The sequence below is a fragment of the Streptomyces sp. SD31 genome, from assembly GCF_052068475.1.
Lineage (GTDB): Bacteria > Actinomycetota > Actinomycetes > Streptomycetales > Streptomycetaceae > Streptomyces.
On record NZ_JBQHCX010000005.1, the window covers coordinates 408,950 to 434,202 of the forward strand.

The 25,253-nt window shown below is 71.2% G+C and carries 24 protein-coding genes and 1 pseudogene; 13 read left to right on the forward strand and 12 right to left on the reverse strand.

Going from position 1 to position 25,253, the window contains the following annotated elements; all coding sequences use genetic code 11:
• The first annotated feature begins 46 nt into the window (after positions 1-46).
• Together ACTMVF_RS13810 and ACTMVF_RS13815 are read left to right on the forward strand one after the other, a co-directional pair.
• Positions 47-664 (forward strand): hypothetical protein, encoded by a 618-nt coding sequence (locus tag ACTMVF_RS13810; protein WP_441271275.1) that lies wholly within the window; start codon positions 47-49, stop codon positions 662-664.
• A complete protein-coding gene (locus tag ACTMVF_RS13815; RefSeq protein ID WP_441271276.1) occupies positions 664-1,098 on the forward strand; it encodes a hypothetical protein in 435 nt (144 codons plus the stop codon). Before ACTMVF_RS13810 ends, ACTMVF_RS13815 begins: the two co-directional genes overlap by 1 nt.
• Positions 1,099-1,351: 253 nt before the next feature.
• On the opposite strand, the gene ACTMVF_RS13820 is transcribed toward ACTMVF_RS13815, so the two are convergent.
• Genes ACTMVF_RS13820 through ACTMVF_RS13830 form a run of 3 tightly spaced genes read right to left on the reverse strand, consistent with a single transcriptional unit; the run spans position 1,352 to position 4,015 of the window.
• Positions 1,352-2,365: an NAD(P)/FAD-dependent oxidoreductase gene (locus ACTMVF_RS13820; RefSeq protein WP_441271277.1), complete on the reverse strand. Its 1,014-nt coding sequence runs from the start codon at positions 2,363-2,365 to the stop codon at positions 1,352-1,354.
• Positions 2,362-2,901: an isoprenylcysteine carboxyl methyltransferase family protein gene (locus ACTMVF_RS13825; protein ID WP_441271278.1), complete on the reverse strand. Its 540-nt coding sequence runs from the start codon at positions 2,899-2,901 to the stop codon at positions 2,362-2,364. The genes ACTMVF_RS13820 and ACTMVF_RS13825 overlap by 4 nt, the downstream gene beginning before the upstream one ends.
• A 46-nt stretch (positions 2,902-2,947) precedes the next feature.
• On the reverse strand, positions 2,948-4,015 hold the full coding sequence (locus tag ACTMVF_RS13830) for a type III polyketide synthase (protein WP_441271279.1): 1,068 nt from the start codon (positions 4,013-4,015) through the stop codon (positions 2,948-2,950).
• Positions 4,016-4,165: 150 nt separating this feature from the next.
• Here ACTMVF_RS13830 and ACTMVF_RS13835 point away from each other — a divergent pair, with 150 nt between their 5' ends.
• Complete coding sequence (locus ACTMVF_RS13835) at positions 4,166-5,035, forward strand: UbiA family prenyltransferase (RefSeq protein WP_441271280.1); 870 nt, start codon at positions 4,166-4,168, stop codon at positions 5,033-5,035.
• 418 nt (positions 5,036-5,453) lie between these two features.
• Here the strand turns inward: ACTMVF_RS13835 and ACTMVF_RS13840 are convergent, their stop codons facing one another.
• A complete protein-coding gene (locus ACTMVF_RS13840) occupies positions 5,454-6,497 on the reverse strand; it encodes a fatty acid desaturase family protein (protein ID WP_441271281.1) in 1,044 nt (347 codons plus the stop codon).
• 302 nt (positions 6,498-6,799) lie between these two features.
• Positions 6,800-7,552, reverse strand: a complete 753-nt coding sequence (locus tag ACTMVF_RS13845) for a hypothetical protein (protein WP_441271282.1) — start codon at positions 7,550-7,552, stop codon at positions 6,800-6,802.
• A 205-nt stretch (positions 7,553-7,757) separates the two neighbouring features.
• Between ACTMVF_RS13845 and ACTMVF_RS13850 the strand changes: the two genes are divergently transcribed.
• The 7 genes from ACTMVF_RS13850 (at position 7,758) to ACTMVF_RS13880 (ending at position 11,514) form a co-directional block, all read left to right on the forward strand.
• Entirely contained in the window at positions 7,758-8,198 is a 441-nt protein-coding gene (locus ACTMVF_RS13850; protein ID WP_441271283.1) for an Asp23/Gls24 family envelope stress response protein, read from the forward strand.
• A gap of 38 nt (positions 8,199-8,236) precedes the next feature.
• The gene (locus ACTMVF_RS13855; RefSeq protein ID WP_441271284.1) at positions 8,237-8,464 is read left to right on the forward strand and encodes a hypothetical protein; all 228 of its coding nucleotides are present in this window, start codon (positions 8,237-8,239) and stop codon (positions 8,462-8,464) included.
• A complete protein-coding gene (locus ACTMVF_RS13860; protein WP_441271285.1) occupies positions 8,461-8,931 on the forward strand; it encodes an Asp23/Gls24 family envelope stress response protein in 471 nt (156 codons plus the stop codon). Before ACTMVF_RS13855 ends, ACTMVF_RS13860 begins: the two co-directional genes overlap by 4 nt.
• Positions 8,928-9,614, forward strand: a complete 687-nt coding sequence (locus tag ACTMVF_RS13865) for a DUF6286 domain-containing protein (RefSeq protein ID WP_441271286.1) — start codon at positions 8,928-8,930, stop codon at positions 9,612-9,614. The genes ACTMVF_RS13860 and ACTMVF_RS13865 overlap by 4 nt, the downstream gene beginning before the upstream one ends.
• A gap of 10 nt (positions 9,615-9,624) precedes the next feature.
• Positions 9,625-10,218 (forward strand): alkaline shock response membrane anchor protein AmaP, encoded by a 594-nt coding sequence (gene amaP, locus ACTMVF_RS13870; RefSeq protein ID WP_441271287.1) that lies wholly within the window; start codon positions 9,625-9,627, stop codon positions 10,216-10,218.
• 295 nt (positions 10,219-10,513) lie between these two features.
• Entirely contained in the window at positions 10,514-11,011 is a 498-nt protein-coding gene (locus ACTMVF_RS13875; protein ID WP_441271288.1) for a hypothetical protein, read from the forward strand.
• Positions 11,008-11,514 carry a DinB family protein gene (locus ACTMVF_RS13880; protein WP_441271289.1) on the forward strand — a complete coding sequence of 169 codons (507 nt, stop codon included), beginning with the start codon at positions 11,008-11,010 and terminating at the stop codon, positions 11,512-11,514. The genes ACTMVF_RS13875 and ACTMVF_RS13880 overlap by 4 nt, the downstream gene beginning before the upstream one ends.
• Positions 11,515-11,710: 196 nt before the next feature.
• On the opposite strand, the gene ACTMVF_RS13885 is transcribed toward ACTMVF_RS13880, so the two are convergent.
• From ACTMVF_RS13885 to ACTMVF_RS13895, 3 genes and pseudogenes are all read right to left on the reverse strand, one after another.
• Complete coding sequence (locus ACTMVF_RS13885) at positions 11,711-12,958, reverse strand: MFS transporter (RefSeq protein WP_441271290.1); 1,248 nt, start codon at positions 12,956-12,958, stop codon at positions 11,711-11,713.
• Positions 12,959-13,140: 182 nt separating this feature from the next.
• Positions 13,141-13,290 (reverse strand): annotated as a pseudogene (locus tag ACTMVF_RS13890) (IS630 family transposase); the annotation flags it as partial.
• A 142-nt stretch (positions 13,291-13,432) separates the two neighbouring features.
• Positions 13,433-14,593 (reverse strand): magnesium and cobalt transport protein CorA, encoded by a 1,161-nt coding sequence (locus ACTMVF_RS13895; RefSeq protein ID WP_441271291.1) that lies wholly within the window; start codon positions 14,591-14,593, stop codon positions 13,433-13,435.
• Between the two features lie 151 nt (positions 14,594-14,744).
• On the opposite strand from ACTMVF_RS13895, the gene ACTMVF_RS13900 reads away from it, so the two are divergent.
• A complete protein-coding gene (locus ACTMVF_RS13900) occupies positions 14,745-15,971 on the forward strand; it encodes a winged helix DNA-binding domain-containing protein (RefSeq protein ID WP_441271292.1) in 1,227 nt (408 codons plus the stop codon).
• Between the two features lie 77 nt (positions 15,972-16,048).
• Here the strand turns inward: ACTMVF_RS13900 and ACTMVF_RS13905 are convergent, their stop codons facing one another.
• The 4 genes from ACTMVF_RS13905 to ACTMVF_RS13920 form a co-directional block, all read right to left on the reverse strand.
• Positions 16,049-16,696, reverse strand: coding sequence for a LysE family translocator (locus ACTMVF_RS13905; RefSeq protein ID WP_441271365.1), 648 nt, complete (start codon positions 16,694-16,696; stop codon positions 16,049-16,051).
• Positions 16,697-16,909: 213 nt separating this feature from the next.
• Positions 16,910-17,698 (reverse strand): S1 family peptidase, encoded by a 789-nt coding sequence (locus ACTMVF_RS13910; protein WP_441271293.1) that lies wholly within the window; start codon positions 17,696-17,698, stop codon positions 16,910-16,912.
• A 291-nt stretch (positions 17,699-17,989) separates the two neighbouring features.
• A complete protein-coding gene (locus ACTMVF_RS13915; RefSeq protein ID WP_441271294.1) occupies positions 17,990-20,809 on the reverse strand; it encodes an AAA family ATPase in 2,820 nt (939 codons plus the stop codon).
• Positions 20,810-21,015: 206 nt separating this feature from the next.
• The gene (locus ACTMVF_RS13920; RefSeq protein ID WP_441271366.1) at positions 21,016-21,837 is read right to left on the reverse strand and encodes a response regulator transcription factor; all 822 of its coding nucleotides are present in this window, start codon (positions 21,835-21,837) and stop codon (positions 21,016-21,018) included.
• A 147-nt stretch (positions 21,838-21,984) separates the two neighbouring features.
• Here ACTMVF_RS13920 and ACTMVF_RS13925 point away from each other — a divergent pair, with 147 nt between their 5' ends.
• Together ACTMVF_RS13925 and ACTMVF_RS13930 are read left to right on the forward strand one after the other, a co-directional pair.
• Positions 21,985-23,655, forward strand: coding sequence for an AMP-binding protein (locus tag ACTMVF_RS13925; protein WP_441271295.1), 1,671 nt, complete (start codon positions 21,985-21,987; stop codon positions 23,653-23,655).
• Complete coding sequence (locus tag ACTMVF_RS13930; protein WP_441271296.1) at positions 23,652-25,250, forward strand: AMP-binding protein; 1,599 nt, start codon at positions 23,652-23,654, stop codon at positions 25,248-25,250. The genes ACTMVF_RS13925 and ACTMVF_RS13930 overlap by 4 nt, the downstream gene beginning before the upstream one ends.
• The last annotated feature ends 3 nt before the right edge of the window (positions 25,251-25,253 follow it).

A 25,253-nucleotide genomic window follows, 5' to 3' on the forward strand; every position in this document is an offset into this window, starting at 1 on the left:
CAATGAAGCAGACCGACCTGCGCACCGAGAGCCAAAGAAGGCAGCCATGCTCACCGTCGTGATCACCGCCGTGATCGTCATCGTCCTGGCCATCCTCCTCTACACCGGACGTGGACGAGCCCGGGGCAGTGGCGGGCAGGGGCTGAAGCGCCGCTTCGGCCCCGAGTACGCCCGCACAGTCGCCGACCACGACGGCGACACCAGGGCCGCCGAACAGGAACTCGGCGCGCGTGTGAAGGAACACGGCTCCCTCACGGAGCAGCCGCTGTCGCCCGCGGCCCGCGAGCGCTATGTGACGCGATGGGCCGCCGTCCATGAGCAGTTCGTCGCATCACCTCAGCAGGCCGTCACCGAGGCGGACGCACTGCTGGCGCGCCTGGCAAGGGACCGCGGCTTCCCCGACGGCGAGCAGTTCGAGGACCAGATCGCCGCCCTCTCCGTCCACCACGCCCACTACGTCCAGGGCTACCGCAGCATGCACGCGGCGGCCCGCGGCCAGAGCGGCACCGAGGAAATGCGGGAGGCCATGGTCGAAGCCCGAAGCCTCTTCGAAGCACTGGTCACCGAAGAGTCGGCCGACCCGCCCCGGCCATCCGCCCCTGACGGCCAAGGCCACGCGCCATGGCCACTGACCCGACGCCACGCGAAGGGAAGCAGCAACTGATGTCCCACGACGCCGCACACACATCGCAACCCCAGCCCGGTAGCCCGGATCCGACACAGCTCGCCCCGCAGGCACCCCCCACCGAATCCGCTCACGCACCGCGTGAGCCCGGCACCAGCACCGACGGCCCCGACCGCAAGCCCGGCCCGGACCTGATCCCGCAGAGTGACCGGGACAAGCTGACCCTGCGCCTCCAGCAGGCCCTGACCACCTTCGTCGACAACCCGCTCCAGGCGGTGGAAGAGGCCGACGCGGTCTTCGACGAGGTCGCCATCCAGTTCACCGACGCCCTCGCGGAACGACGGCGCGTCCTGCGCACAGGTTGGCAGGCCCCGGACACCGATGTGCAGACCGAGGAACTACGGCTCGCGCTCACGCGGTACCGGGAGATCACCGATCGGCTGCTGTACATGTCAGCGTCTGCCGGTCACTGATCCCGTCGCCTCCGCAGGAAGAACGTCCGCCCCGCGCTGAAACAGCGTGCGGTGCAAGGCGGCCGGCGCTGTGAACACGTAACAAGCATTGACCAGCAGGGACAAGCAGGGCCTGCCGTACCGCAAGCCGGACGCGTGCTCACCGTGCAGCCGCAGTTCCCCTGTCTCCGCCTCGGCGACCTAGACCTGTCAGGTCGCGCGAAGAGTGCTGGCGGCCGTCGGGAGGAGTCTGGTCGCCGTGGAGAATCGGCCGCTACTGCAGTGCGTGGACGGCGGCCGAGAACACCGGGGGCATGCGGGATGCTGCGGGGACGATGAGGCGGGCGGTGCCGGGACGGCGGCCGGCGGCCAGCAGGGCTCCGGTCAGCAGTCGGTGGCGGCGGGTCAGCCGGGTCCAGGTGCGCTCGTACTCGTCCGGCCGCCCGGCGGCCAGGCAGTGGACGGCGGCCCCGGAGGTCGCCAGTGCGAGGGCGATGCCCTCGCCGGTGAGGGCGTCCAGGTAGCCCGCGGCGTCGCCGACGAGCAGGACACGGCCGGCGGTTCTGCGCCGCACCCGCTGCCGCAGTGGTCCGGCGCCGCGTACCTCCGTCGCGGCCGGGCCGCGCAGCGACGCGGTGAGGGCCGGGAAGGCGGCCAGGTGCTCGTCGTACCCGCGGCGGCTGCGGCTGAGGATCGCGACGCCGACCAGGTCGTCGCCGACCGGTGTCACATAGGCCTCGCCGTGCCGGGACCAGTGGACCTCCACGAAGTCCGTCCACGGTTCGACGCGGTAGTGCCGGCGCAGTCCGTAGCGGCCGTGGGGGCGACCCGGCAGTTCCAGCCCCAGGCCGCGACGCACCGGGGAGTGCAGGCCGTCGGCGGCGATCAGCCAACGGGCCGTGATCCCGGCGGCGGTGACGGTGTCCGCGTTCTGGCGCACCTCGCCGACCTTGCCAGGCAGCATGCGCACGCCGAGGTCGAGAGCGCGCTGGTGCAGTGCGGAGTGCAGCGTCGTACGGCGGACTCCCAGCCCGTTGTTGCCACGGAAGGACGCTTCGGCGCGGGTGGTGCCGTCCATGTAGCGGATGCCGCGCAGTTCGCGGCCGGTGACCTCGACGCCCAGTGCGCGCAGCGCGGCGACACCGCCGGGCATGATTCCCTCTCCGCATGCCTTGTCCACGGGCGAGGTCCGGGGTTCGACGACGACGGTCTCCAAGCCGGCGAGCGCGGCGTGGATCGCGGCGGCCAGACCGGCCGGCCCACCGCCGGCCACCAGTACGTCGATCACGCCGGAACGGTCGTGGTCGAGGTGGTCGCGGCGGCCAGCGCCCGGTTCTCGCAGCGGATGCGCACGGTGAGCAGAGCGGCGTTGAGCACCGTGAACACGGCCGCGGTGCCCCAGGCGGTGTGGACGAGGGGCAGGGCCACGCCCTCGGCGACGACGGCCACGTAGTTCGGATGCCGCAGCCACCGCCACCGGTAGGGGCCGCCCGTAACCAGCGGTAGACCGGGTACGACGATCACCCGGGTGTTCCAACGAGGGCCCAGGGTGTGGATGCACCACCACCGAAGTGCCTGGGCGCCCGCGAGCACGGCCAGCATCGGCCAGGCCAGGGCGGGTACGAAGGGCCGGTCGGCCAGCCACACCTCGGCCGGGCAGGCGATCAGCAGGCCGGTGTGGAGGGCGACCATCGCCGGGTAGTGGCCCTGCCCGGTCACGGTCGCGCCGCGGGCGGTGCTCCACCGCTCGTTGCGGCGGGCGACGCCGAGTTCGGCGACGCGCTCGGCGGCGACGGCGGCCACCAGCAGTCCGTACCAGATCATGTGTCCCTATGTCCTTCGTGTCCTTCGTGTCCTTCGGCGGTCCGAACTACCAGCGCAGCAGGACGAGTTCGCAGGCGAAGCCAGGCCCCATCGCCAGCAGCAGACCCGGCGTGCCCGGCGGCGGGCGGCGTTCGGCCAGGGTGTCGCGCAGTACGTGGAGCACCGATGACGAGGACAGGTTGCCGACGTCGGCCAGGTGACGCCAGGTCACATCGAGTGCGTCGTCGGGCAGGTCGAGGGCCTCGGTGACGGCTTCCAGGACCTTGGGGCCGCCGGGGTGGCACACCCAGGCGGTCACGTCCTTCGGCTTGATCCCGTGGTCGCCGAGGAACCCCTCGACGTCATCGGCGAGGTATCGGCGTACGACATCGGGGACCTGCGGGTCGAGGACGACCTGGAAGCCGGTGTCCTTGATGTCCCAGCCCATGACGCGTCCGGTGTCCGGGTACAGGTGGCTGCGGGTGTCCACGATCGTCGGGCCGACGGTCTCGTCCGGGCGGCCCGGGCGGTTCCCGCCGCAGGCGACGACCGCGGCGGCGCCGTCGCCGAACAGTGCGGTGGCGACCAGGTTGGCCATGGAGGCGTCGTTGCGCTGGAAGGTGAGCGAGCACAGTTCGACCGAAAGCAGCACCGCCACGTGGTCGGGCCGGCCCAGCAGGTAGTCGTGCATACGGGCCAGGCCGGCGGCGCCGCCGGCACAGCCCAGGCCGAACAGGGGCAGTCGTTTGACGTCCGGCCGCAGTCCGAGCCGGCCGACCAGCCGTGCGTCGATCGAGGGGGTGGCGATGCCGGTGACGGAGGTGAAGATCAGCAGGTCCACGTCGGCGGCGGTCAGGCCGGCCGTGTGCAGAGCGCCCCGGACGGCCTTGGCGCCCAGGCCGGTGGCGGCGGCGATGAAGGCGTCGTTGGCGGCACCGAATCCGTCCAGTTCCCCGTACCGTTCGAGCGGCAGCGTCATGTGACGCGAGCCGACCTTCGCGCTGCGGTGCAGCCGGTCCAGGACCCCGCGGTCAGTTCCCTCGGGCAGACAGGTGCGGGCCACCATGTCGGTGATCTCGGACTGGGTGCGGCGGTGCGGTGCGAGGGCACCGTGAACGGCGGCGATCCGCGTCATGTGGTTCCCGTCCGGTTACCGACTCGGGGTGAGTTGCTTCCCACGTGTTCCCCTGTCCGGAGTTTCGACACCATGAATCGCCCGTCCGGCCGTTCGCCCTTGGGGCGCGTGTGCCGGTCGGGTGGGGCCCGGGCGCCTACGATCGGCCGGGTGGGCACTCCCGAGCAGTCGACGGCCGGCAGCCCGGCGGCGAGTTGGGCCGGCCGGGTGGCTGGTCTGGCCGGGGCGTGCCACCCCGGGCCCGTGGTGGCGGTCACCGCCTTGATGGCCGGGCTGGCCGTGACCGCCGGCCAGGGCACCGCGCGTTGTGTGCTGACCGGCGCCGCCGTGCTGACCGGGCAGTTGTCCGTCGGCTGGTGCAACGACGCGTTCGACGCGCGCCGGGACATCGCGGTCGGCCGTCGGGGCAAACCCGTCGTCGACGGCACGGTCGGTGTGACGGAGGTGTGGGTGGCCGCGTATGCCGCGCTGGCGTTGTGCGTGCCGCTCTCGCTCGCCTGCGGCCTGTGGGCGGGCGCCGTTCACCTGGCCGGGGTGGCGGCGGCGTGGGCCTACGACCTGCGGCTCAAGGCGACAGCATGGTCCTGGGCGCCGTACGCGGTGGGTTTCGCCGCGCTCCCGGCATTCGTGGCACTGGGGCTGCCGGGGCAGCCCTGGCCGACCTGGTGGGTCGTCACCGCCGGGGCGCTGCTGGGGGTCGGCGCCCATCTGGGTGACGTACTGCCGGACATCCGCGGGGATCTGGCGACGGGCATACGGGGATGGCCGCACCGGCTGGGCCCGGACGGCGCGCGGTTGCTGCTGCCGGTGCCGCTGGTGGCCGCGTCCGCGGTCCTGGTGCTGGGTCCTGCCGGGCCGCCCGGCAGGTGGGGATTGGCAGTGCTCGTGGTGACCGCTCTGATCGCGACGGCGGGGACGGTGCTGGGACGCCGCTGGGAGCGGTTGGCGTTCGCGGCGGCGGTCGCCGTGGCGGCGGTGGACGTGACGCTACTGCTGCTGCGCGGCACCGGAATCGCCTGACCGCGCCGCCTCAGACCGTACGAAACCCACTGGCGGAAACAGGAGCTCCCCGCCCCTTGTTGCGGCTGCCGTCAGCTCGCAAGTTCTGTCCGACATCAACAACCTGAGCACGCCTGGCACATGCCGCTCGCCCGACCGCCGCCTGCCGCACCCCTGAGGCACTGACGCGCTCCCCTCGCGCACTCACGAGCAGCCGGAACTGACCAGGCATCAGTCAATCCACGAAAACCGTCCCGTCAAGAGGGGCGCGAACCCGACGGGGCCGAGGAGTCCGGCGAGGGAACCGTGCCGGATGGCGCCGTGAAATCCGCTGTGTGGGGCTGCGAACTGCCGAAACGTCGGACGTGGTGTGCCTGGCCTGGGGAAGCACCCCTCCGTGGTTCACACCCTGACTGCCGCCGATGGCTGCGGCACGTCTCTAGGCAGGGACGCGGGCGTGCCGGAGTGGTGCTCCGGCCTGATGGAGACTTGCGAGGGCCAGCCGGTAGGAGGTGATCAGCCCGGTCTCCACGTAGTCCAGACCCAGGTCCTGGCAGTAGCTCCGCACGATGGTGCGGGCCTTGGGCAGGTTGGGGCTGGGCATGCTGGGAAACAGGTGGTGTTCGATCTGATGGTTCAGCCCGCCCAGTGCGATGTCGGTGAGCCTGCCGCCGCGCACGTTGCGTGAGGTGAGCACTTGGCGGCGGAGGAAGTCCGGGCGGTCTTCGCCTGTCAGGATCGGCATGCCCTTGTGGTTGGGCGCGAAGAGGGAGCCGAGGTAGACGCCGAACAGGCACTGGTGGACCGCGAGGAAGGCGATCGCCATGCCGGGCGGCAGCAGCCAGAGCAGGACGGCCAGGTAGGCAGCGAAGTGTGCGAAGAGCAAGGTGCCGTCGAGCGTTCGGTGCTTCAGTGAGCGATTGGCCAGCGCCTTCACGCTCGACACGTGCAGGTTGAAGCCCTCCAGCGTGAGGAGCGGGAAGAACAGGAACGCCTGCCAGCGGCCGATCAGACGGGGGAGACCCTTGGCGGCCCGGGCCTGGTCCTGGGACCAGACCAGCAGGTCGGGGTCGAGGTCGGGGTCGAGTTCCTCGTGGTTGGGGTTGGCGTGGTGGCGGGTGTGTTTGTCATGCCACCATCCGTAGCTCATCCCGATACCGGCACCGGCGATCCGTCCGGACACCTCGCTGGCCCGGCGCCGCCGGAACACCTGACGGTGGGCCGCGTCATGGGCGACCAGGGCGACCTGACCGAAGACAACGGCCAGGAAGGCGGCGACCGCCAGTGTCCACCAACTGTCGCCGACGAGCGCGACGGCGGCCCACCCACTGATGTAGAGCCCGGCCACCACCGTGATCCGCAGCGCGTAATAGCCGGGACGGCGTTCCAGCAGGCCGGCATCAGCGATCTTTCTCGACAGTCGGGCGAAGTCACTGCCGGACGCCCCCGAGGGCGGGGGACGGACAGTGGTGTTCATGCTCATGATGGTGAAACTCTCTCCGAAGGAGGCAGATGGCTCGGCGCCGCCTTGGGTGCCGCTGAGACCGGGCCGCGCGTGGGTATGCGCATACTCCGATGCGGGAAGCGCATCTGAGGTGCGGGTGCCCTGCCAGGCAGGACTCACACCGTGACAGGACAGGGCTTCCGGAGCGGTCCGCGAGCTATCGGTCCGCGCGTTGCAAGGCCGACCCGAACCGGCCGGTGAAGCGGGGCCCGGCTGATCACTGAGGGGCGCTCAGCGCGGTGATGGCCGAACGCGTGGAGCTGCCGTTGACGGGCGGCGGGCTAGGCCGCGGTTTCTGTGATGAGGACGGCGACGGTGACCGGGCCCGGAGCACCAGTGGTGGCTACGGCGGCTACGGCGTCCCGGACGGCGCGGGCGACTTCCAGTGGATGGTGTCCGGGGGCGACCGCGAGGTGGACCTCGATGTGTCGGCCGGGTGGATCGTCATGGTCCTCCATCCTGACCGGGCGGCTTCCCAGCACCGCGGTGAGGCGGGCGACGCCCGGAACACCCGTAGCGACGTCCGCCAGCTCTGCGGCGGGCCCCCGCACGGGTCCTGTTCCGGTGACACGGGGCGAGCTTTCCGGCTCCGACCCCACGGCCGTCGCCGCGGTCCGCGACTTCACGGCTGTCTGCGGGCCCTCATGGAGATCCGTGACGCGTAGGTCAGCTGTCACGGCGGCCAGGCCGAGTCGTTCGGCGGCCGCGTTGAGCAGTGTGCTCCGCAACTGATCGGCGGTCTCGGGCAGGGGCTGCTCCAGGGATGCTGTGAAGGCGGCCTCGATCCTGAGCGGGCCAGGCGGTAGCGCGCTGGCCGGTGGACGGACGGCCGGCTCGGACACCGGCTCGAGCGGTGCCGACCCGATGCGCAGAGAGTCCAGCCACACACCGGGAATCTCAGCGGCAGCACGCCCGAGGGCCCGGACGGCCGCTTGCTCGGTGATCCATGTCCCGTCGTCGGGCCCGCCGAGCGGGAGCAGCCGGCCCAGGCCGAGCTGGTGCCGTACTGCCTGCGTCCACGCCTCGGTTTTCACCGGCCTCTCACCCTCTCTCTTCCCTGGCCGCGGTCCTCTTCCTGCCGCATGGCGCCCGGAGCGTCCGCGAGTGCTGCGGGCAGAGGTGCTCGGGCCACGCGTTGGACCAGCCCGCCTCATAGCAGCATTTAGAGCAAACCACACTAATTCGAATATAATCTGCATAGAAGGTGCAGTAGGGGCTTCCGGAGGGAGGAATGCCCTGATGACTGAGAACACCGGTGCAAAGTATGGCGGTGCGCCCGGTTCTCGTGGCCGGACGACCGTCGCCGATGTGGTGGTGGAGAAGATCGCCGGAATGGCGGCACGGGACGTGCTCGGCGTCTATGCCCTGGGCAGTGGATTCGCACGCTCGATGGGATCCATGCGGGAGCGGATGCCTGGTGCCGGTAGTGGCAAGTCCGCCACACGGGGCGTCAGCGTCGAGGTCGGAGAGCTGCAGGCCGCCATCGATCTGGAGCTCGTCGTCGACTACGGCGTCTCGATCACGGACGTGGCCGCTGCGGTGCGGGAGAGCGTGATCTCCGCAGTGGAGCGGATGGCCGGTCGGGAAGTCGTGGAAGTCAACATCACGGTCAGCGACGTGAAGCTGCCCGACGAGGAGGACGAAGGGGACGAAGGGGAAGATCGGCAGCGGATCCAGTAGCCGGGGCGGAGCAGCCCGCGTGAGTGAAGGAGCGCGTGATGAGCAGGGCCGTGGTGGGCTTGATAGCCGGAATGGCGCTGGGTTTCGCCGCGTATTTCGGTAACTTCTGGGCTTTCCTGCTGGTGCTGGGACTGGGCGTCGTCGGTCTGGTGCTCGGGCGGTTCATGGAAGGTGATCTCGAACCGGGCGACTTCGTCCGCCGCCGAGACCGACAGGATCGGATCCGCGATGACCGGCGGCGGGCTCGGGAAGACTGGCGGCAGTGACCGGTCAGGCGGGTCGGCGCCCGGACATCCCTCGCGGGGAGCGCGGCGCGATCACCGTCGCCGACCGGGTCGTAGCGAAGATCGCTTCCCGGGTGGCGCGCGACGCGCTGAGCCGGTTCACCGAGTCGACAGGCCGCGTGCCACCCGGCCGCCGGACGCCACGCGTGACCACATCCGTGCGGCGGGCGCAGGAGCGGTATTCCGCTGGCGCGCCGGAGCGGAATACCGCAGGACCAGACGCCGAATCTGCCGCCGTACGGCAGGCGTTGCTCTTCGAGGCGCGGATGCGCATCACCGTCGAGCTCGGCTATCCGTCCGACATCGGGGCGCAGTGCGCCGCAGTGCGCCGGGAGGTCACCGAACGGCTCAGGACATGGGCCGGCATGGAGGTGTCCGACCTCGTGGTGTCGGTCGAGAGGCTGCACTCGGTGCATTCGCGGCACACGGACCAGGAGAGGGTGAGATGAGCGCGAACACCTGGCGGCAGCCGACCAGTGACAGCGACCTTCCCTCCGAGTCCGGACAGGCGGCTCCGGCCGCCGACGGCACCCCGGGGGCGACCGCGGGCCCGACGGCGGCGAGGGGTGAATCAGGCCGGTCAGGGCGCCGTTTCTGGTCTACGCGGCGGATTCCCGCGGCCTTGGTGGCCCTGCTGTCCGCCGCGGCCGTTGGACTGCTCCTGTACGACGTGGTCTCGGTGCGGGCAGACCGGACTGCGATGCGCTGGCGGCGGCGGCTCGCCGAGGAACTGGCCACGCGGCCACTGGACGACATCTGGATGATCGTCGGGGCCGCGATCGCGATGGCCCTCGGCCTGTGGCTTTTCCTGCTGGCGGTGACGCCGGGACTGCGCAGGCTGCTGCCCATGCGGCAGCCCACCGACATCCCCGGGACAGAGGAGATCCGCGCCGGGCTCGACCGCCGCGCGGCAGCCCTGGTTCTCCGCGACCGGGCCATGCGGGTGCCCGGTGTCCAGTCGGCACAGGTCGCTGTCGGCCGGCGGAAGGTCAAGGCCCGGGCACGGGCACATTTCCGCGATCTCGAGGAGGTCCGCACGGACCTGGACGCCACGCTGGGCGAAGCCGTGGCGTCCTTGGGTCTCGCCCGGCCACCCACGCTGACCGTGCACGTCCGGCGCCCGAAGGGCTGAGGTGATCCCGATGCTCAAGACAGTGAACCGGGTGCTGCTGGGGCTTCTCGGCCTCGGGCTCTTCGCCCTGGGCGGCGGCGTGCTGCTGGGCGGGCTGGATCTGCAACGCCACTGGGATTTCGGCATGCCGGGCTGGTGGCCCTTCCGCGGGCCGGACGATGTGGTGCTGGGCGCTGAGGGGCGCACCCGGTGGCGGGATGAAGGCTGGTGGTGGCCGACCGTCATCGCGGTGCTCGCCGTGTTGCTGGTCCTGCTGCTGTGGTGGCTCCTCGCACAGCGCAGACACCGCCTGAGCCGGGTCCTCGTCGACAGCGAAGGCGGCGCGGCGGCCCGACTCGACGGCCGCACGCTGGAGGACGTGATCGAGGAAGAGGCGCAGGCCCTGGACGGGGTCGCGCGGGCTCATGTACGGCTGACGGGCCGAAGTACCGCTCCCACCGCACGCGTACGGTTGTTGCTGGAGCCTTACGCGGATCCAGCACGGACCCTGGGGCAACTGAACCGGGAAGCGCTCGCACACGCACGAGACTCGGCCGGCCTGGACCGCCTCCCGACGAAGGTCCGAATCCGGGAAGTCCGTCACCGCGCCCAACGCGCCGCCTAGGTGTGCTGTCTCGTGAGGTTGGTGCCTTGCTAGTGCTGTGACCGGAAGGTTTGCCGGGTTGGCGGGTGCCGGACGACGTGCGGCAGCCGACGGCGGAGATGGGCCGCACGCTGGCGCGAGTACTGGTCGGAGATGGCCGCGCACCCAACGGCATGGGGTGCTGGCGACAGAACTGGTTCGGTGGGAGCGCGCGTAGGGCGGGGCTCGTACATGCTCGGCCTGGCGTTGTCGTACCCCCGGTGTAGCGTCCGGGCCGGAGTCAGGCTCATGCTCTGCCGTTGACGGAGGCGCGCGGATGACGAGTACGACAGGCGAGCCCGTGGTGGCGGTGTCCCGGCGCATCAAGGCCCCGGCGGAGGACAGCTTCCGGATCCTGGCCGACCCCGGACGGCACCCGGACCTCGACGGCTCGGGGAGGCTGCGCGGTGGCGTCTCCGACGCCGTGGTCTCGGGCGTCAGGGACGTCTTCGTGATGCGGATGCACTACGAGCGATACGGCGACTACGAGATGAACAACCACGTCGTCGAGTACAGGCCGGACCGCCGCATCGGCTGGGAGCCGAGGCCCGGCCGAGGGCACCCGTACGCCACCGCGCCCGGGGCCGCGTGGAGCCACCGGTGGATCTTCGACCTGCTCCCGGACCGGGCCGGGGCGACGGTCGTGACCGAGACCTTCGACGGTTCGCGCATGCCGGAGGACAAGCGCGCGGAAGTGGACAGCGGGCGAGTCTGGTGGCAGACGCAGATGGCGAGCACCCTGGAACGCCTCGGCGAACTGTGCGCCGCCCGGTGAACGCCGAACTCGGCGCCCTCAAGGGCGCCCTGGACCGCCAGCGCGAGCATGTCCTCGGGATCCTCGAAGGGCTCTCAGAGGAGGATCTGCGGCGGCCGGTGCTGCCCAGTGGCTGGAGCTGCCTGGCGTTGCTGCGCCACCTCACCCTGGATGTCGAACGCTTCTGGTTCCCCGGGGTGATCGCGGGCGAGCCGGATGTGGCCAGACAGCTCACGGCGGGCGCGGAGGCGCACTGGTACGTACCCGAGGGGGTGACCACCGACAAGGTCTTCGCCGACTACGGGCGGCCATCGCGCGCGGACGCCGTGCTCGCCGCCGCCGCGCCCGAACAGGAGTCCGCCGCCTGGCCCGTGGAGATCTGGCCGACCTGGCAGCTGCCCGACGTGCGGCACATCCTGATGCACGTGCTCACCGAAGTCGCCTGTCACAGCGGCCACTTGGACGCGGTGCGCGAACTGATCGACGGCACCACCTGGCTCGGCGGCAACCCTTACGCCGGATAGTTCTGTGTCCGGGTGAGGTGCGTCGGGTTCTTCAGGCCGCGGTGGCGAGGGGGCGTCCGCCCTAGCGGATGCCCTTTTCGCTGTGGATGCGGCCTCCCGATGCGCTGTGGTGGGACGACATGACAGAGATCGCCACCGGTGAGGGCACGCTGTACTTACGCGTCGGAGTCAAGGTACTTACGCGTCAGAGTCGAGCTCAGCGAGGCACCGGATCTTCGGAGGCGGGCAGCGGTTCTGCGGTCTTCGGGGCCAGCGCGCGGATGGAGGGGGTGGCGACCATGGCGAGGGTGGCGAGGAGGATGAGCGCGGCGGCCGCGTAGAGGGTGGCATGGAGGCCGAGGAGGATTACGGCTGGTCCGGCGGCGAACTGGGCGAGCGGGAGCGCGAGGTAGGAGCCGAGGTCGTCGTAGGCGTAGACGCGGGCAAGGCGGTCCTCGGGGATCTGCTCGTTCAGGGTCGAGTACCAGGCGACGCCGGCCTGCTCGATACCCACGCCCGCCACGAAGTTGGCCACCACCAGCGCCCAGGTGTACGGGGCGAGCGCGAGCAGCAGCGGGGTCATCGCCGTCAGGCCCATCAGCGCACAGCCGACCAGGATCGCGCGCCGGGGCCGCCAGCTCAGCGACAGTACGCCGCCGGCGACCGCGCCGAGCGAGCCCGCAGCGACGACCAGGCCCCAGCCGCTGCGGCCGATCCCGGTGGTGTCGGCGACGGCCGGGCCGAGGACGGTGAACGAGGCGGTGATGCCGGCGTTGAGGAAGCAGAAGGCCACCACGATCACCCACACCCAGCTGCGGGAGGTGAACTCCTGCCAGCCGACGCGCAGTTCATGCACCAGGCCGGGGCTGGGCGCGGGCGGCGCGACCTGGACGCGGATCAGCGCGAAGGACGCGGCGGCGAGCGCGAAGCTGAGCGCGTCAACGGCCAGGCCCCAGCCGGGGCCGACCGCGGCGACCAGTACGCCGCCCAGCGAGGCGCCCACGATCATCGCGCTGCTGCTCGCGATCCGGGAGAGCGCGAGGGCGGCGCGGCGGGACTCGGCCGGCACGGTCTGGGGCAGCAGGGCCTGGGCGGCGGGTTGGTAGCAGGAACTTGACGCTCCGTTGACCGCGGCGAGCACCATGAGCAGGGGGATGGCGGCGCTGTGAGTGAGGACCAGGGCGGCGATCACCGCCTGACTCGCGGCGCTGACCACGCTGCTGCCGACCAGCAGCGGGCCGCGCGGCAGCCGGTCCGCCAGCACCCCGCCGAACAGCAGGAAGAGGATGCTGGTGAGGGAGTGGGCGCCGACCACCAACCCGAGCGAGCCGACCGAGCCAGTGGCGTCGAGCACGGCGAAGGCCAGGGCGATCGGCGCCACCCCGTTGCCGAGCAGGTTGGCCGTCGTACCGATGAAGAGGTGACGGAACGGGCGGTGGCGCAGAGGCGCCAGGGCGGCAGACATGCGCCTGATCGTCGGAGCTGGGCGGCGCGCCCGTCAACGGGTTATCGGACTGGCACCGGGCCGGCTGTGCGGCTGCCCACTCATTGAGCTTCTTCAGAGCGGCCGCTGACCGGGTGACGGACAGCGCCAACACCGTACGTCGGGCGTTACTGGGCTCTGACCGCATAGGTCCGCCGGGTCGTTCAGGTCGCGATGGCGAGGGGGCGTCCGCCCCAGCGGATGCCCTTTTCACTTCGGATGCGGGAGCGTTCCTTGCGTTCGGCGGCCAGGACGTCGCGGTGGCGGGCGTTGGCGTTGCGCCACCGCAGGTAGGCGTGCAGGACCCGGGGCTGCGGTCCAGCTCCTGGTCGCGCCATCAACCCTCAGGAGCGTGGCTCAATCTCCCCAGATTCTCCCCAGCGGCCTCGAACGCGCCGTCCACGCCTGTGACCGGGGCTGCACGGGCTCAGGACAGCAGCCCTCCAGGGCGATTACTCAGAGCCAATCCCGTCGCTTGAAGATGACGTACAAACTGGTACAAACAATCCCCATTAGGGCGATCGCGAAGGGGTATCCGAGCACCCAGTGCAACTCCGGCATGTGTTTGAAGTTCATCCCGTAGATCGTCCCCACGAGCGTCGGGGCGAAGAGGATCGCCGCCCACGACGAGATCTTCTTGATCTCCTCGTTCTGCTCGAACCCCGCCTCCGCCAACGCCCGCATCTCCGCGTTCTGTTGCTGCGTGACCAGCGTCGCGTTCACTGTGAGGATCTCGGTGAGGGCCTGGCGGAAGCCGTCGACGCGTTCGCTGGTGTGGGTGACGTGGTCGGCGACGTCGCGGAGGTAGCGCTGAAGTTCCTCGTCCGTGCCGTATTTGGAGAAACCGGCCATCAGGCCGTGCAGCATGCCGACCAGAGGGCGGGTGGCGCGCTGGAACTCGACCATTTCCCGGGAGAGTTCGTAGATGCGGCGGGAGACCTCAGGGTCGCCGCGGAACACTTCGGTCTCGATCTCGTCGATGTCGTTCTGGACACCCACCACGACCGGCTCGTAGCCGTCGACCACCGTGTCCAGTATCGCGTAGAGCACCGCCTCCGGGCCGAGCTTGAGCAGCTCCGGGGACTCCTCCATGCGTCGGCGCACCGCCGACAGGTCGGGGGCCGCGCCATGGCGGACCGTGATCACGAAGTCGGGGCCGACGAACACGTGCAGTTCGCCGAAGTCGACCTCCTCGGGCGCGTCCAGGTAGCGGGCGGCGCGCAGGACCACGAAGAGCGTGTCGCCGTAGCGCTCCAGCTTGGGCCGCTGGTGTGCCTCCATCGCGTCCTCGACCGCGAGCGGGTGAAGGTCGAACTCCGCGGCCAAGGAGAGAAGTTCGGCCTCAGTGGGGCGGGCCAGGCCGATCCAGGCCATGCCGGACGGTTGGTCGCGCAGCTCGCGGTAGGTATCGGCGAGGGTGGCGGGGGAGGAGACCCGGACGCCGTCCTGGTACAGCGCCGCCTCCACGACGCTCGCCACCTCGGAGCTGTCGGGAACCGGGGAGTGCGCCGGGGGCTCCGGCTGCTGTGGTTTGGGTGGCTGCGGCGGAGTAACGGCTCGACGCCAGACCGACTTCATGGGGTTCTTCGAGGCGGGGCGTGCGCGTCGCTCGGACATCGCGGCTGCCTCCCGGTGGGGACGACGAATGCGGGTGTGTGATCACGGAGCAGGATATACGGGGCGAATGGCCTGGGCGGGGCCGAGGCGATCCGGGTTTCCTCGAGGATTGCGGACGGAAGGTGTCCGTTGGCTCGCTAGCGTGCGGAGTATGACGAAGCGGACCACGAGCAAGCGGACGACAAGCGAGCGGACCACGACTACGCGGACCACGTCCGAGCGAACGACGTCCGAGCGGACCTCGAGCAAGCGGACCACGACCCCGCGCGGTACGAAACAGACGACGACCGCGACCGAACCCGTCCTCAGCCCTCGCGCCCTCAACCGCGCCACCCTCGACCGGCAGCTGCTGCTGCGTCGCTCGCCGTTGTCCGCGAGGGCGGCCGTGGAGCATCTGGTCGGCCTGCAGGCCCAGGAGGTCAAGCCGCCGTACTACGCGCTTGCCGCCCGCCTGGACGGTTTCACGCCCGAGGAGCTGTCCGGGCTGCTCGCCGACCGTGCCGCCGTGCGCATCGTCACCATGCGCTCGACCATCCACCTGCACACCGCCGACGACAGTCTCACCCTGCGTCCGCTGGTCCAGCCCGCCCGGGACCGTGAGATCAACTACTTCCGCAAGGGCCTCGTCGGCGTCGACCTGGACCGGCTCGCCGTGCTCGCCCGTGACCTCGTCGAGGCCGAGCCCCGCACCATGAAGCAGCTGCGCGAGGCCCTCGGCGCCGAGTGGCCGGACGCCGACCCGCAGTCCCTCGCCGTCGCCGCCCGCTGCAAGCTGCCCCTCGTCCAGGTCACCCCGCGCGGGCTGTGGGGCCGCAGCGCCCAGGTCGCCCTCACCACTGCCGAGCACTGGCTGGGCCGCCCCGCCGAGGCGGCCGCCTCGGCGGACGCCACGGTCCTGCGCTACCTGGCCGCCTTCGGTCCGGCCTCCGTGAAGGACATGCAGACCTGGTCCGGGCTGACCCGGATGCGTCCCGTCTTCGAACGGCTCCGCCCCGAGCTGGTCACCTTTCGGGACGAGGGCGGCGTCGAACTCTTCGACCTCCCCGAGGCCCCGCGCCCGGACCCGGAGACTCCTGCGCCGCCCCGCTTCCTGCCCGAGTTCGACAACCTCCTCCTCTCCCATGCCGACCGCACCCGTGTGATTCCGCCGGCGAACCGTGGCCGCACGTGGCAGGCGAACACGTTCTACTGCCCCCTTCTCGTCGACGGCTTCCTCGTCGGCGTGTGGCGGATCCTCGGTGACGCCCTCGTCATCGAGGAGTTCACCGAGCTCACCAAGGCCCAGCGCGGGGAGGTGACCGAGGAGGGGGAGCGGATGCTGAAGGTGATGCATCCGGAGGCGTCGTACGACATCCGCTTCGGCACCCTCATCCCGTGAAAGGGGGGTGCCTTCTGGATCATGCCGGCGTCGGGGGCCCTGGCCGACCACCCCCGGCGACCGTCACCCCAAGGTCGTCACTCCGCCCGCCCCGTCACCGCGACCGTCACCCCGAGCCCGATCATCGTGCAGCCGCCCGCTCCGCCTATCAGTGACAGTCGGCGATCGGAGCGGGCGAACCAGGTGCGGGCCGCCGACGCGGTCAGGCCCCACAGGGTGTCCGTGACCAGGCCGATGGAGATCGGTATCAGGCCCAACAGCAGCATTTGCAGCGGGACATGGCCCGCCGAGTGGTCCACGAACTGGGGGAGTACGGCGGCGAAGAACACCACGCCCTTCGGGTTGGTGACACCGACGAGGACGCCGTCGAGGACAGTGCGCAGATCGCCGCGCCTCGGTGCGTCCGGGGTCGCTCTGATCGCCGCCGCCTTCAGCTCCCCCCGGTGCCGGTACGCCTGCACGCCCAGATAGACCAGATAGGCCGCGCCCGCCAGCTTCACCGTCATATAGACGGCCACCGAGCGTTCGACCAGCGAGCCGATCCCGATGGCGACCGCCACCACCAGCAGATACGAGCCGAAGACATTGCCGATCGCCGTGGCCACGGCGGTACGTCGGCCGTGGGCCAGCGCACGGCCGATGACGAACAGCACGCTCGGCCCCGGAATCACGATCACCAGCAGCGACATCGCCGCGAAGGCCAGGAAACGGTCCGCGGACACCATGCCCATCGCCTCCATGCCCATCGCCTCCATGCCCATCACCCCCGACGCCCATCACGCCCGATGCCCGTCACCCTCATCCGTCAGCCATTCAAACAGGCGCCACTGACAACGGACATGGATAGGGGGCGTTGCGGGCCGCTCGTGGAGGCCCGCAACGCCCCCTGGTCTTGGACCTGAGGTGTGCTCAGGAGACCTTCTGGGTGCCGTTCCCGGTTACGACTCGACCTGTTCGGTCACCTCGTCCGAGAAGGTGGTCAGCCGGGTGTAGACACCCGGGTAACCGGCCTGGGCGCAGCCTTCGCCCCAGGAAACTATCCCTGCCAGGACGCCCCCGATGAGCAGGGGACCGCCGCTGTCGCCCTGGCAGGTGTCAACGCCACCGGAGGTGTATCCGGCGCAGACCATGTCGGACGCGATGAAGTCCGAACCGTAGGAGCTCGCGCAGCTGGAGTTGGAGACGGTTGGCACGGTCGCCGTCCGCAGCTGGTTGGAGGAGCTGCCGCCCGAGGAGGTGGTGCCCCAGCCGACGATGCGGGCGGTGGTGCCGGACGCGTACACGCCGGTGTCCGAGGGGTCGACGTAGGAGGCCGTCGTGTACGGCATCGAGGTCGACAGGGTCAGCACGGCCACGTCGTTGCCGTCGGTGGCGTCCGTGTAGTCCGGGTGGACCCAGATGTCGCTGACCCGGCTGACCGTGCCGTTCGTGCCGTTGCGGTAGGTGCGGCCGCCGACGACCCGGACGCTGCTGGTGGTCTCGCCGACCATGCAGTGGGCGGCGGTGACCACCTTGGTCGCGGAGACGAGCGTGCCACCGCAGAACTGGCTCTGCGAGGCGTCCGTGATCTGCATCACGAATGGGTACGCGGACGCCGTGGTCGTCGTACCACCCACGATGCGCGTGGACGCGGCCTCAGCGGTGGGGGCGCTGAGCAGTGCCGTCGCGGCGGCGGCAGCGGTCGCCGCGACGACGGCGGTCTTTCTGGCACGGGTGAGCCCGAACATGAGTCTCCTCATTGGGTGTTGCCGGTGGGGGGTCGCACGGGTGTGGGGGGTTCTGCACGGGGGTCGCGGGACCGACCCCCGTGTGCCCGGCGAGCGGCATACCCACAAGGTAGGTCCCGGAAGTTCCCCTTCCCAATGAGGGAACCCCCTAAGGGAGTTGGGCAGGGAAAACCCTCGGTCGTGTCCGGCTAAACCTGCGCGGACCGACAAAGACGGGTGAACTCACGTCGGACGGCGGCTCGAACTCACGTCGCACGGCGGCCGGAACTCACTTCCTGAGGTACCCCGACCTCACTTCGTACGCCGCCCCGCCGCCAGTCTGACGATGTCGACCCGTGATCGGATCCCGAGCTTGCGGTATACGCGGGTAAGTGTCGCTTCGACCGTTTTGACGCTGATGAACAGGCGCGCGGCGATCTCCCGGTTGGTCGCGCCCTCCATGACGAGCGCGGCGACCTGCCGCTCCATCGAGGCGAGCCCGTCGAGCCCGTCGAGCCCGTCAGGCGTGGAGGCGGGGGTGGGGGCCACCTCCACGGGCCGCGCGGCGGCCGCCGCCTCGACCTGCCGCAGCCAGGGCAGCGCCCGGCAGCGGCGGAACAGCCGGGCCGGCTCGTCGTACGACGTGGGGCCCGGGGTGCCGGTGCGCAGCTGGGCCAGCGCGAAGGCGGCCCGGGCCTCCTCCAGGCTGTAGCCCAGTTTGCCGAGCCGGTCCTGTGCCGACGTCAACTGGGCCAGGGCGGCGTCCGGTTCGCCCCGTGCCGCGCGGATCAGCGCCTCGGCCCGGTCGAGGACGGCCAGTACGCTCTCGCGGTCCAGCCGCAGCGCCTGCTCGCGCGTGACGTCGATGACGTCCTGCGCCTCCGCGAACTCGCCGCTGCGCACCAGGGCTTCGGCCAGGTCGCCGTGCCAGCGGCCGCGTGCCGGGTCGGTGATGCCGAGGCTCTGCTCCACCTCGCGCACCCGGCGCAGCGAACGCGCCGCCGCCTCCACGTCCCCGGCCACCAACTGGGCGTGCCCGAGAGCGGCCAGGGCGCGGGAGACGTACATCTGGTCGCCGTCCTCCTCGGCGTGCTCCATCGCCTCCCGGGCCAGCGCCAGCGCCCGGTCCACCTCCCCGCCCGCGGCCTCCGCGAGCGAGGCCAGCACGGCGGAGGCCACCTCGCCGATCCCGGTGTCGCGGGCGAGGCGCAGGCTCTCGCGGGCCAGGTCGAGGGCGCGCCCGCAGTGCCCGGAGTGCAGCTCGGTCTCCGCGACCCCGCGCAGGAAGTGCACCTCGCTCTCCACCCAGCCCTGCCTGCGCACCTCGCGCAGCAGCGCGGTGACCGTCGCGCGGGCCTCGGGCAGCTGGTCGCTCATGATCAGCCACCGGAAGCGGGAGTAACCGGCCCCGTTGTGGTGGCAGGCCACCCTCGGGTCCTGGGGTTCCTCCAGCGCCCGTCGAATGGTCGCGGGGGCGTCCGCGTGGCCCATGAGGGTCTCGATCTGGGCCTGGAAGGCGAGCGCCATCAGCTCGGTGTTCCGGTCGCCGGCCCGCGCGGCCAGTTCCGCCACGTACGCGGCCTCCCCCCGGGCCTCGTCGAAGTCGCCCTCCACGAGCAGGGCGCGCCACGTCAGCTGGTAGTGGACCAGGGCGAGCAGCTTCGGGTCCTCACCCGCGTCGGCCAGGGCCTGCGGGAAGATCGCGTCGACCTCCGCCATGGCATGGCCGGCCGTCTCGATCACCGCGATCCAGGCCCGCACCCGGTCCGCGGGCACGGTCGCCCGGGTGAGCACCTCGCGGGCGATGTCCCGGGCGAGATCCAGCTCGCCGGCGGTGATCGCGTCCTCCGCGGCCTCCAGCCGCAGCACCTCCGGGCTCCGCGGACCGTCCGCCGGGGTGTGCCGGGCGGCGAGTAGGGAGAGCTGCGCGGCCACCGACGGCGCTCCGCGGTCCCGGGCCAGGGCGGCGGCCTCGGCCAGGCGGGCCGCGACCTCCGGGTCGGTGCCGGTGGTCGCGAGCGCCAGGTGCCGGGCGCGCTCGATCGGGTCGGAGGCCGCCGTGGACAGCGCAGCGTGCGCGGCGCGGCGCTCCTGTGCGGGCGCCTCCGCGTAGAGCGCGGCGGAGATCATCGGATGCGCGAACCGTACGGCGGGACCCTCGGGCTCGGTCGCCAGCAGCCCGAGTTCGGCGGCCTGGGCGGTCTCGGCCTCGGCGTTGTCCCGGCCGGCCGCGTGCAGCAGGGCCAGCGTGGGCCGGGCGCCCGCGCTCGCGACGAGCAGGGTGCGGCGGGCCTCCTCCGACAGCATCTCCAGGCGGTTCAGCACCAGGGCGCGCAGCGAGGTGGGCACCGGCAGGGGTTCGCCGGGTCGGGGCGGGGTGGGGTTCTCCGCCAGGGCGCGGCCCAGTTCGAGGGCGAACAGGGCGTTGCCGCCGCTGGTGCGGTGGATGTCCCGGACCGTGGAGCGGGGCAGGCCGGTGTAGCCGCGGTGGTCGAGCAGGGCGGACATCTGGGCGCTGGACAGGGGCCCCAGCCGTACGGCGAGGGTGTCCGGCGGGGACGCGCGTAGATGGCGGTCGTACTCCTGGCCGTCGGTCCGTACCGCGCACAGCATCCGCACCGGGGTGTCGCCGAGGCGGCGGGCGGCGAAGCCGAGGAGTTCGGCGCTGGCCGGATCGAGCCACTGGAGGTCGTCGGCGACGACGAGGACGGGGCCGGTGTCGGCGAGGGCGCGCAGGGTGGACAGTACGGCCAGCCGCAGGGCGAGGCCGTCGCGCTGGAGGGTGGATTCGCCACGGCCGGTGAGCGCCGACTCCAGGGCGATGCGCTGGGCGGTGGGGAGCCGCCCGGACACCTCGTCCACGACCAGGCCGAGGAGGTCGGCCAGGGCGAGGAAGGGGAGATGGGATTCGGACTCCGTGGGCGAGCAGCGCAACACGGTGCGTGCCGCCCCGCCGTATTCCGCGGCCAATGCCCGCAGGACGGTCGACTTCCCAATTCCGGCAGGCCCGTGAAGCAGCACGCTGCCGCCTCGGCCGAGCTGCTCACGCGCCGTGCTGAACAGTTCCTCCCTGCCGATGACCTGGTCGGGGCGGCATCTCGCAGGCTCCTTGAAGTCCCGTCGCACGGTCACCGCTCCCCTCCGTGTGTCGTGTTCGGGCCAATATTAGGCAACGGATCTTTGAAATCCGGACCGAAGACATGGTGAGGCAAATAACAGCGGAGGAGCATGGAGAAATTCAAAGCTCGGCGGAATGAATGAGAGGCGTCCAGGCCGGCTCGACCGAGGGTGGGCGACCTGCGGTCCCACAGTCCTACGGCCCCCTGGTCCCCCCGGTCCTACGGCAGCAACCCCGCCCGCCGTGCCGCCACCACCGCCTCACCGCGGGTGTGCGTGCTCAGCTTCCGCATCGCCGACCGCAGATAGCCCTTGACCGTCTCCGCCCGCAGCCCCAGCCGCTCGGCGGCGGCCGCGTTCGTCGAGCCGGCGGCCACGCACGCCAGCACATCCAGTTCCCGGGGGGACAGCTGCACGCCGTTCGGCGCGGGCCCCTCCGCCAGCAGGCCGCAGGCCTTGAGGAGTTCCGCGCGCAGGGCGGGGTCGCCGATGCGCGGGGCCAGGGCCCGCAGAGCCGCGTGGGCCTCGCGGACCTGCTCCCACGCGGAGCCCCGCCCGGACGGCGCCGCCTGCGGCCGCGCCGGCTCCGGCCGGGCCGCCTCCAGCAACCCCCGCACCTCGTCCCGCACCACCAGCGACTGCTCCACCTCCCGCGCCGCCTCCACGGCCGCCGTCAGCGTGCGGTCGCCCAGCGGCTGGGCCGTGCGCAGGGCGCCGTACAGGACACCGCGCACCCGGCGCCGTACGACGACCGGGACCGCCAGCACCGCATGCAGTCCTTCCGCGGCGACCGCGGCGTCGTACTCATGGCTGATCTGCCGTGAGGCGGAGTAGTCCGTGACCGCGCAGGGGCGGGCGAGGGCCACCGCTTTGCCGCCCAGGCCGTTGCCGGCGGTCACCGCGAGCCTGCTCAGGACATCGGTGACCGTGCCGTTCAGTTCGCTGATGCGCATGCGCGGGCGCCCGGACTCCACCAGGCCGCCGAAGGCGACCGGGAGTCCGGTCGAGCGGCGCAGGCGCGCCAGCGCGCCCCTTATCTCCATAGATGCGGCCGCGTCCACTGCCACGTACTCGCCCTTTCAGTGCGGCTTCCCGGAGCGCACACCCCCGTTCGGGGGTAGTGAGACCCACGTCACGGATTACACGATGACAGAGAGCCGCCCGGCAAGGTCCGGTAACCAGGAGGACACATGACGACGGGGACGGAGCTGTTCCGCACTGCGCGGGACTTCCTGCTCGACCACCGCGAGGACTACGCCACCGCCTACGAGGGCTTCGCCTGGCCCCGGCCCGAGCGGTTCAACTGGGCGCTCGACTGGTTCGACGTCATCGCGGACGGAAACGACCGCACCGCGCTGCACATCGTCGAGGAGGACGGCAGCGAGGTCCGGCGGTCCTTCGCCGAGATGGCCGAACGGTCCGACCGGATCGCCAACTGGCTGCGGGCGCGCGGCGTCCGTGCCGAGGACCGCGTCCTCGTCATGCTCGGCAACCAGGCCGAGCTGTGGGAGACCGCCCTCGCCGCCATGAAGCTGCGCGCCGTCGTCATCCCGGCCACCCCGCTGCTCGGCCCCGCCGACCTGCGCGACCGGGTGGAGCGCGGACGCGTGCGTCATGTGCTGGTGCGGGCCGAGGACACCGGCAAGTTCGACGAGGTGCCCGGCCGCTACACGCGCATCACCGTCGGCGGGGCGCGCGAGGGGTGGCACACGTACGAGGACGCGTACGCAGCCCCCGCCGAGTTCGCCCCCGACGGGCCGACCGCCTCCGACGACCCGCTGATGCTCTACTTCACCTCCGGCACCACCGCCCGCCCCAAGCTGGTCGAGCACACCCACACCTCGTACCCGATCGGGCACCTGGCCACCATGTACTGGATCGGCCTCAAGCCCGGCGACGTGCACCTGAACATCTCCTCGCCCGGCTGGGCCAAGCACGCCTGGTCCAACCTCTTCGCGCCGTGGAACGCGGAGGCGACCGTCTTCATCCACAACTACACGCGCTTCGACGCGGCCCGCCTGATGGCGGAGATGGACCGCGCCGGGGTCACCACCTTCTGCGCCCCGCCGACCGTCTGGCGCATGCTCATCCAGGCCGACCTGAGCGCCCTGCGCACCCCGCCCCGCGAGGTCGTGGCGGCCGGTGAGCCCCTGAACCCCGAGGTCATCGAGCAGGTCCGGCGCGCCTGGGGCGTCACCATCCGGGACGGCTTCGGGCAGACCGAGACCGCCGTGCAGGTCTCGAACAGCCCCGGCCAGCCCCTGAAGACCGGCTCCATGGGCCGCCCGAGCCCCGGCTTCCGCGTCGTACTCCTCGACCCCGTCTCCGGCGCGCCCGGCGCCGACGAGGGCGAGATCGCCCTCGACCTGTCCGCCCGCCCCGTCGGCGTGATGACCGGCTACCACGGCGACGCCGACCGTACGGCGGAGGCGATGGCCGGCGGCTACTACCGGACGGGGGACATCGGTTCGCGGGACGCCGACGGATACATCACCTACGTCGGCCGCGCGGACGACGTCTTCAAGGCGTCCGACTACAAGATCTCCCCGTTCGAGCTGGAGAGCGCCCTGCTGGAGCACGAGGCGGTGGCCGAGGCGGCCGTCGTGCCCGCGCCGGACGAGCTGCGGCTCGCGGTGCCGAAGGCGTACGTCGTCCTGGCCGACGGCTGGGAGCCGGGCCCCGACACGGCCAAGGTGCTCTTCGAGCACTCACGGGAGGTCCTGGCGCCGTACAAGCGCCTGCGCCGCCTGGAGTTCGCACCACTGCCCAAGACCGTCTCCGGCAAGATCCGCCGGATCGAGCTGCGCGAGGCCACGGCCGCGGGCTCGGACGCCGAGTACCGCGAGGAGGACTTCCGGTGACCGCACAGCTGTCGTACACGCACGGGACGAGCGAGACGGTCCTGCTCGGGGACACGATCGGGGCCAACCTGGACCGGGCGGTGGCCGCCTGGCCGGACCGGGAGGCGCTGGTCGACGTCCCGTCCGGGCGGCGCTGGACCTACGCCCGGTTCGCCGCCGACGTCGACGAGTTGGCGTACGCGCTGCTCGCGAGCGGGGTCGCCAAGGGCGACCGGGTGGGTATCTGGGCGATCAACTGCCCCGAGTGGGTCCTCGTCCAGTACGCCACGGCCCGCATCGGCGCGATCATGGTGAACATCAACCCGGCCTACCGCACCCACGAGGTCGAGTACGTCCTCAACCAGGCCGGGATCTCGCTGCTCTTCGCCTCCCTCAGCCACAAGACGAGCGACTACCGGGCGATGATCGAGGAAGTGCGGGGCAGGTGCCCGCAACTGCGGGAGACCGTGTTCATCGGTGACCCGAGCTGGGAGGCGCTGATCGCGCGGGGAACGCCGGTGCCGTTCGAGGAGCTGTCCTGCGACGACCCGATCAACATCCAGTACACGTCGGGTACGACGGGCTTCCCCAAGGGGGCCACCCTCTCCCACCACAACATCCTCAACAACGGTTATTTCGTGGGGGAGTTGATTGCCTACACCGAGCAGGACCGGGTGTGCATCCCCGTGCCCTTCTACCACTGCTTCGGCATGGTCATGGGCAATCTGGCCGCCACCTCCCACGGCGCCTGCATGGTGATCCCGGCCCCCTCCTTTGACCCGAAGGCCACGCTGGAGGCCGTCCAGCAGGAACGCTGCACCTCGCTCTACGGCGTCCCGACCATGTTCATCGCGGAGCTGAACCACCCCGACTTCGCCTCGTACGACCTCTCCTCCCTGCGCACCGGGATCATGGCGGGCTCGCCGTGCCCGGTGGAGGTGATGAAGCGGGTGGTGACCGAGATGCACATGGCCGAGGTGTCGATCTGCTACGGCATGACGGAGACCTCGCCCGTCTCCACCCAGACCCGGCGCGACGACGACCTGGAGCACCGAACCGGCACCGTCGGCCGGGTGCTGCCGCACATCGAGGTGAAGATCGTCGACCCGGCGACCGGGGCGACACAACCGCGGGGCACCGCGGGGGAGCTGTGCACCCGCGGCTACAGCGTGATGCTCGGCTACTGGAACGAACCCGAGAAGACCGCTGAGGCCGTCGACCCCGGCCGCTGGATGCACACCGGTGACCTCGCGACGATGCGGGAGGACGGCTATGTCGAGATCGTCGGCCGCATCAAGGACATGATCATCCGGGGCGGCGAGAACATCTACCCGCGCGAGATCGAGGAGTTCCTCTACGCCCACCCGAAGATCGCGGACGTCCAGGTCGTCGGGGTACCGCACGAGCGGTACGGCGAGGAGGTGCTGGCCTGCGTCATCCCGCACGACTCGGCCGATCCGCTGACGCTCCAGGAGCTGCGGGCCTTCTGTGACGGGCGGCTGGCGCACTACAAGATCCCGAGCCGGTTGCGGGTCCTCGACTCCTTCCCGATGACGGTGTCCGGGAAGGTGCGGAAGGTGGAGCTGCGGGAGAAGTACGCGGACATCGGGGACTGATCG

Coding starts and splice junctions, on each gene's coding strand:
- ACTMVF_RS13895 (WP_441271291.1), bottom strand. CDS start 14,593: ATGTCCGAGCGACGCGCACGCCCCGCCTCGAAGAACCCCATGAAGTCG.
- ACTMVF_RS13910 (WP_441271293.1), bottom strand. CDS start 17,698: ATGTTCGGGCTCACCCGTGCCAGAAAGACCGCCGTCGTCGCGGCGACC.
- amaP (WP_441271287.1), top strand. CDS start 9,625: ATGCTCAAGACAGTGAACCGGGTGCTGCTGGGGCTTCTCGGCCTCGGG.
- ACTMVF_RS13840 (WP_441271281.1), bottom strand. CDS start 6,497: ATGAGCATGAACACCACTGTCCGTCCCCCGCCCTCGGGGGCGTCCGGC.
- ACTMVF_RS13855 (WP_441271284.1), top strand. CDS start 8,237: ATGAGCAGGGCCGTGGTGGGCTTGATAGCCGGAATGGCGCTGGGTTTC.
- ACTMVF_RS13825 (WP_441271278.1), bottom strand. CDS start 2,901: ATGATCTGGTACGGACTGCTGGTGGCCGCCGTCGCCGCCGAGCGCGTC.
- ACTMVF_RS13830 (WP_441271279.1), bottom strand. CDS start 4,015: ATGACGCGGATCGCCGCCGTTCACGGTGCCCTCGCACCGCACCGCCGC.
- ACTMVF_RS13815 (WP_441271276.1), top strand. CDS start 664: ATGTCCCACGACGCCGCACACACATCGCAACCCCAGCCCGGTAGCCCG.
- ACTMVF_RS13925 (WP_441271295.1), top strand. CDS start 21,985: ATGACGACGGGGACGGAGCTGTTCCGCACTGCGCGGGACTTCCTGCTC.
- ACTMVF_RS13865 (WP_441271286.1), top strand. CDS start 8,928: ATGAGCGCGAACACCTGGCGGCAGCCGACCAGTGACAGCGACCTTCCC.
- ACTMVF_RS13920 (WP_441271366.1), bottom strand. CDS start 21,837: ATGGAGATAAGGGGCGCGCTGGCGCGCCTGCGCCGCTCGACCGGACTC.
- ACTMVF_RS13875 (WP_441271288.1), top strand. CDS start 10,514: ATGACGAGTACGACAGGCGAGCCCGTGGTGGCGGTGTCCCGGCGCATC.
- ACTMVF_RS13885 (WP_441271290.1), bottom strand. CDS start 12,958: ATGTCTGCCGCCCTGGCGCCTCTGCGCCACCGCCCGTTCCGTCACCTC.
- ACTMVF_RS13900 (WP_441271292.1), top strand. CDS start 14,745: ATGACGAAGCGGACCACGAGCAAGCGGACGACAAGCGAGCGGACCACG.
- ACTMVF_RS13850 (WP_441271283.1), top strand. CDS start 7,758: ATGACTGAGAACACCGGTGCAAAGTATGGCGGTGCGCCCGGTTCTCGT.
- ACTMVF_RS13810 (WP_441271275.1), top strand. CDS start 47: ATGCTCACCGTCGTGATCACCGCCGTGATCGTCATCGTCCTGGCCATC.
- ACTMVF_RS13905 (WP_441271365.1), bottom strand. CDS start 16,696: ATGGTGTCCGCGGACCGTTTCCTGGCCTTCGCGGCGATGTCGCTGCTG.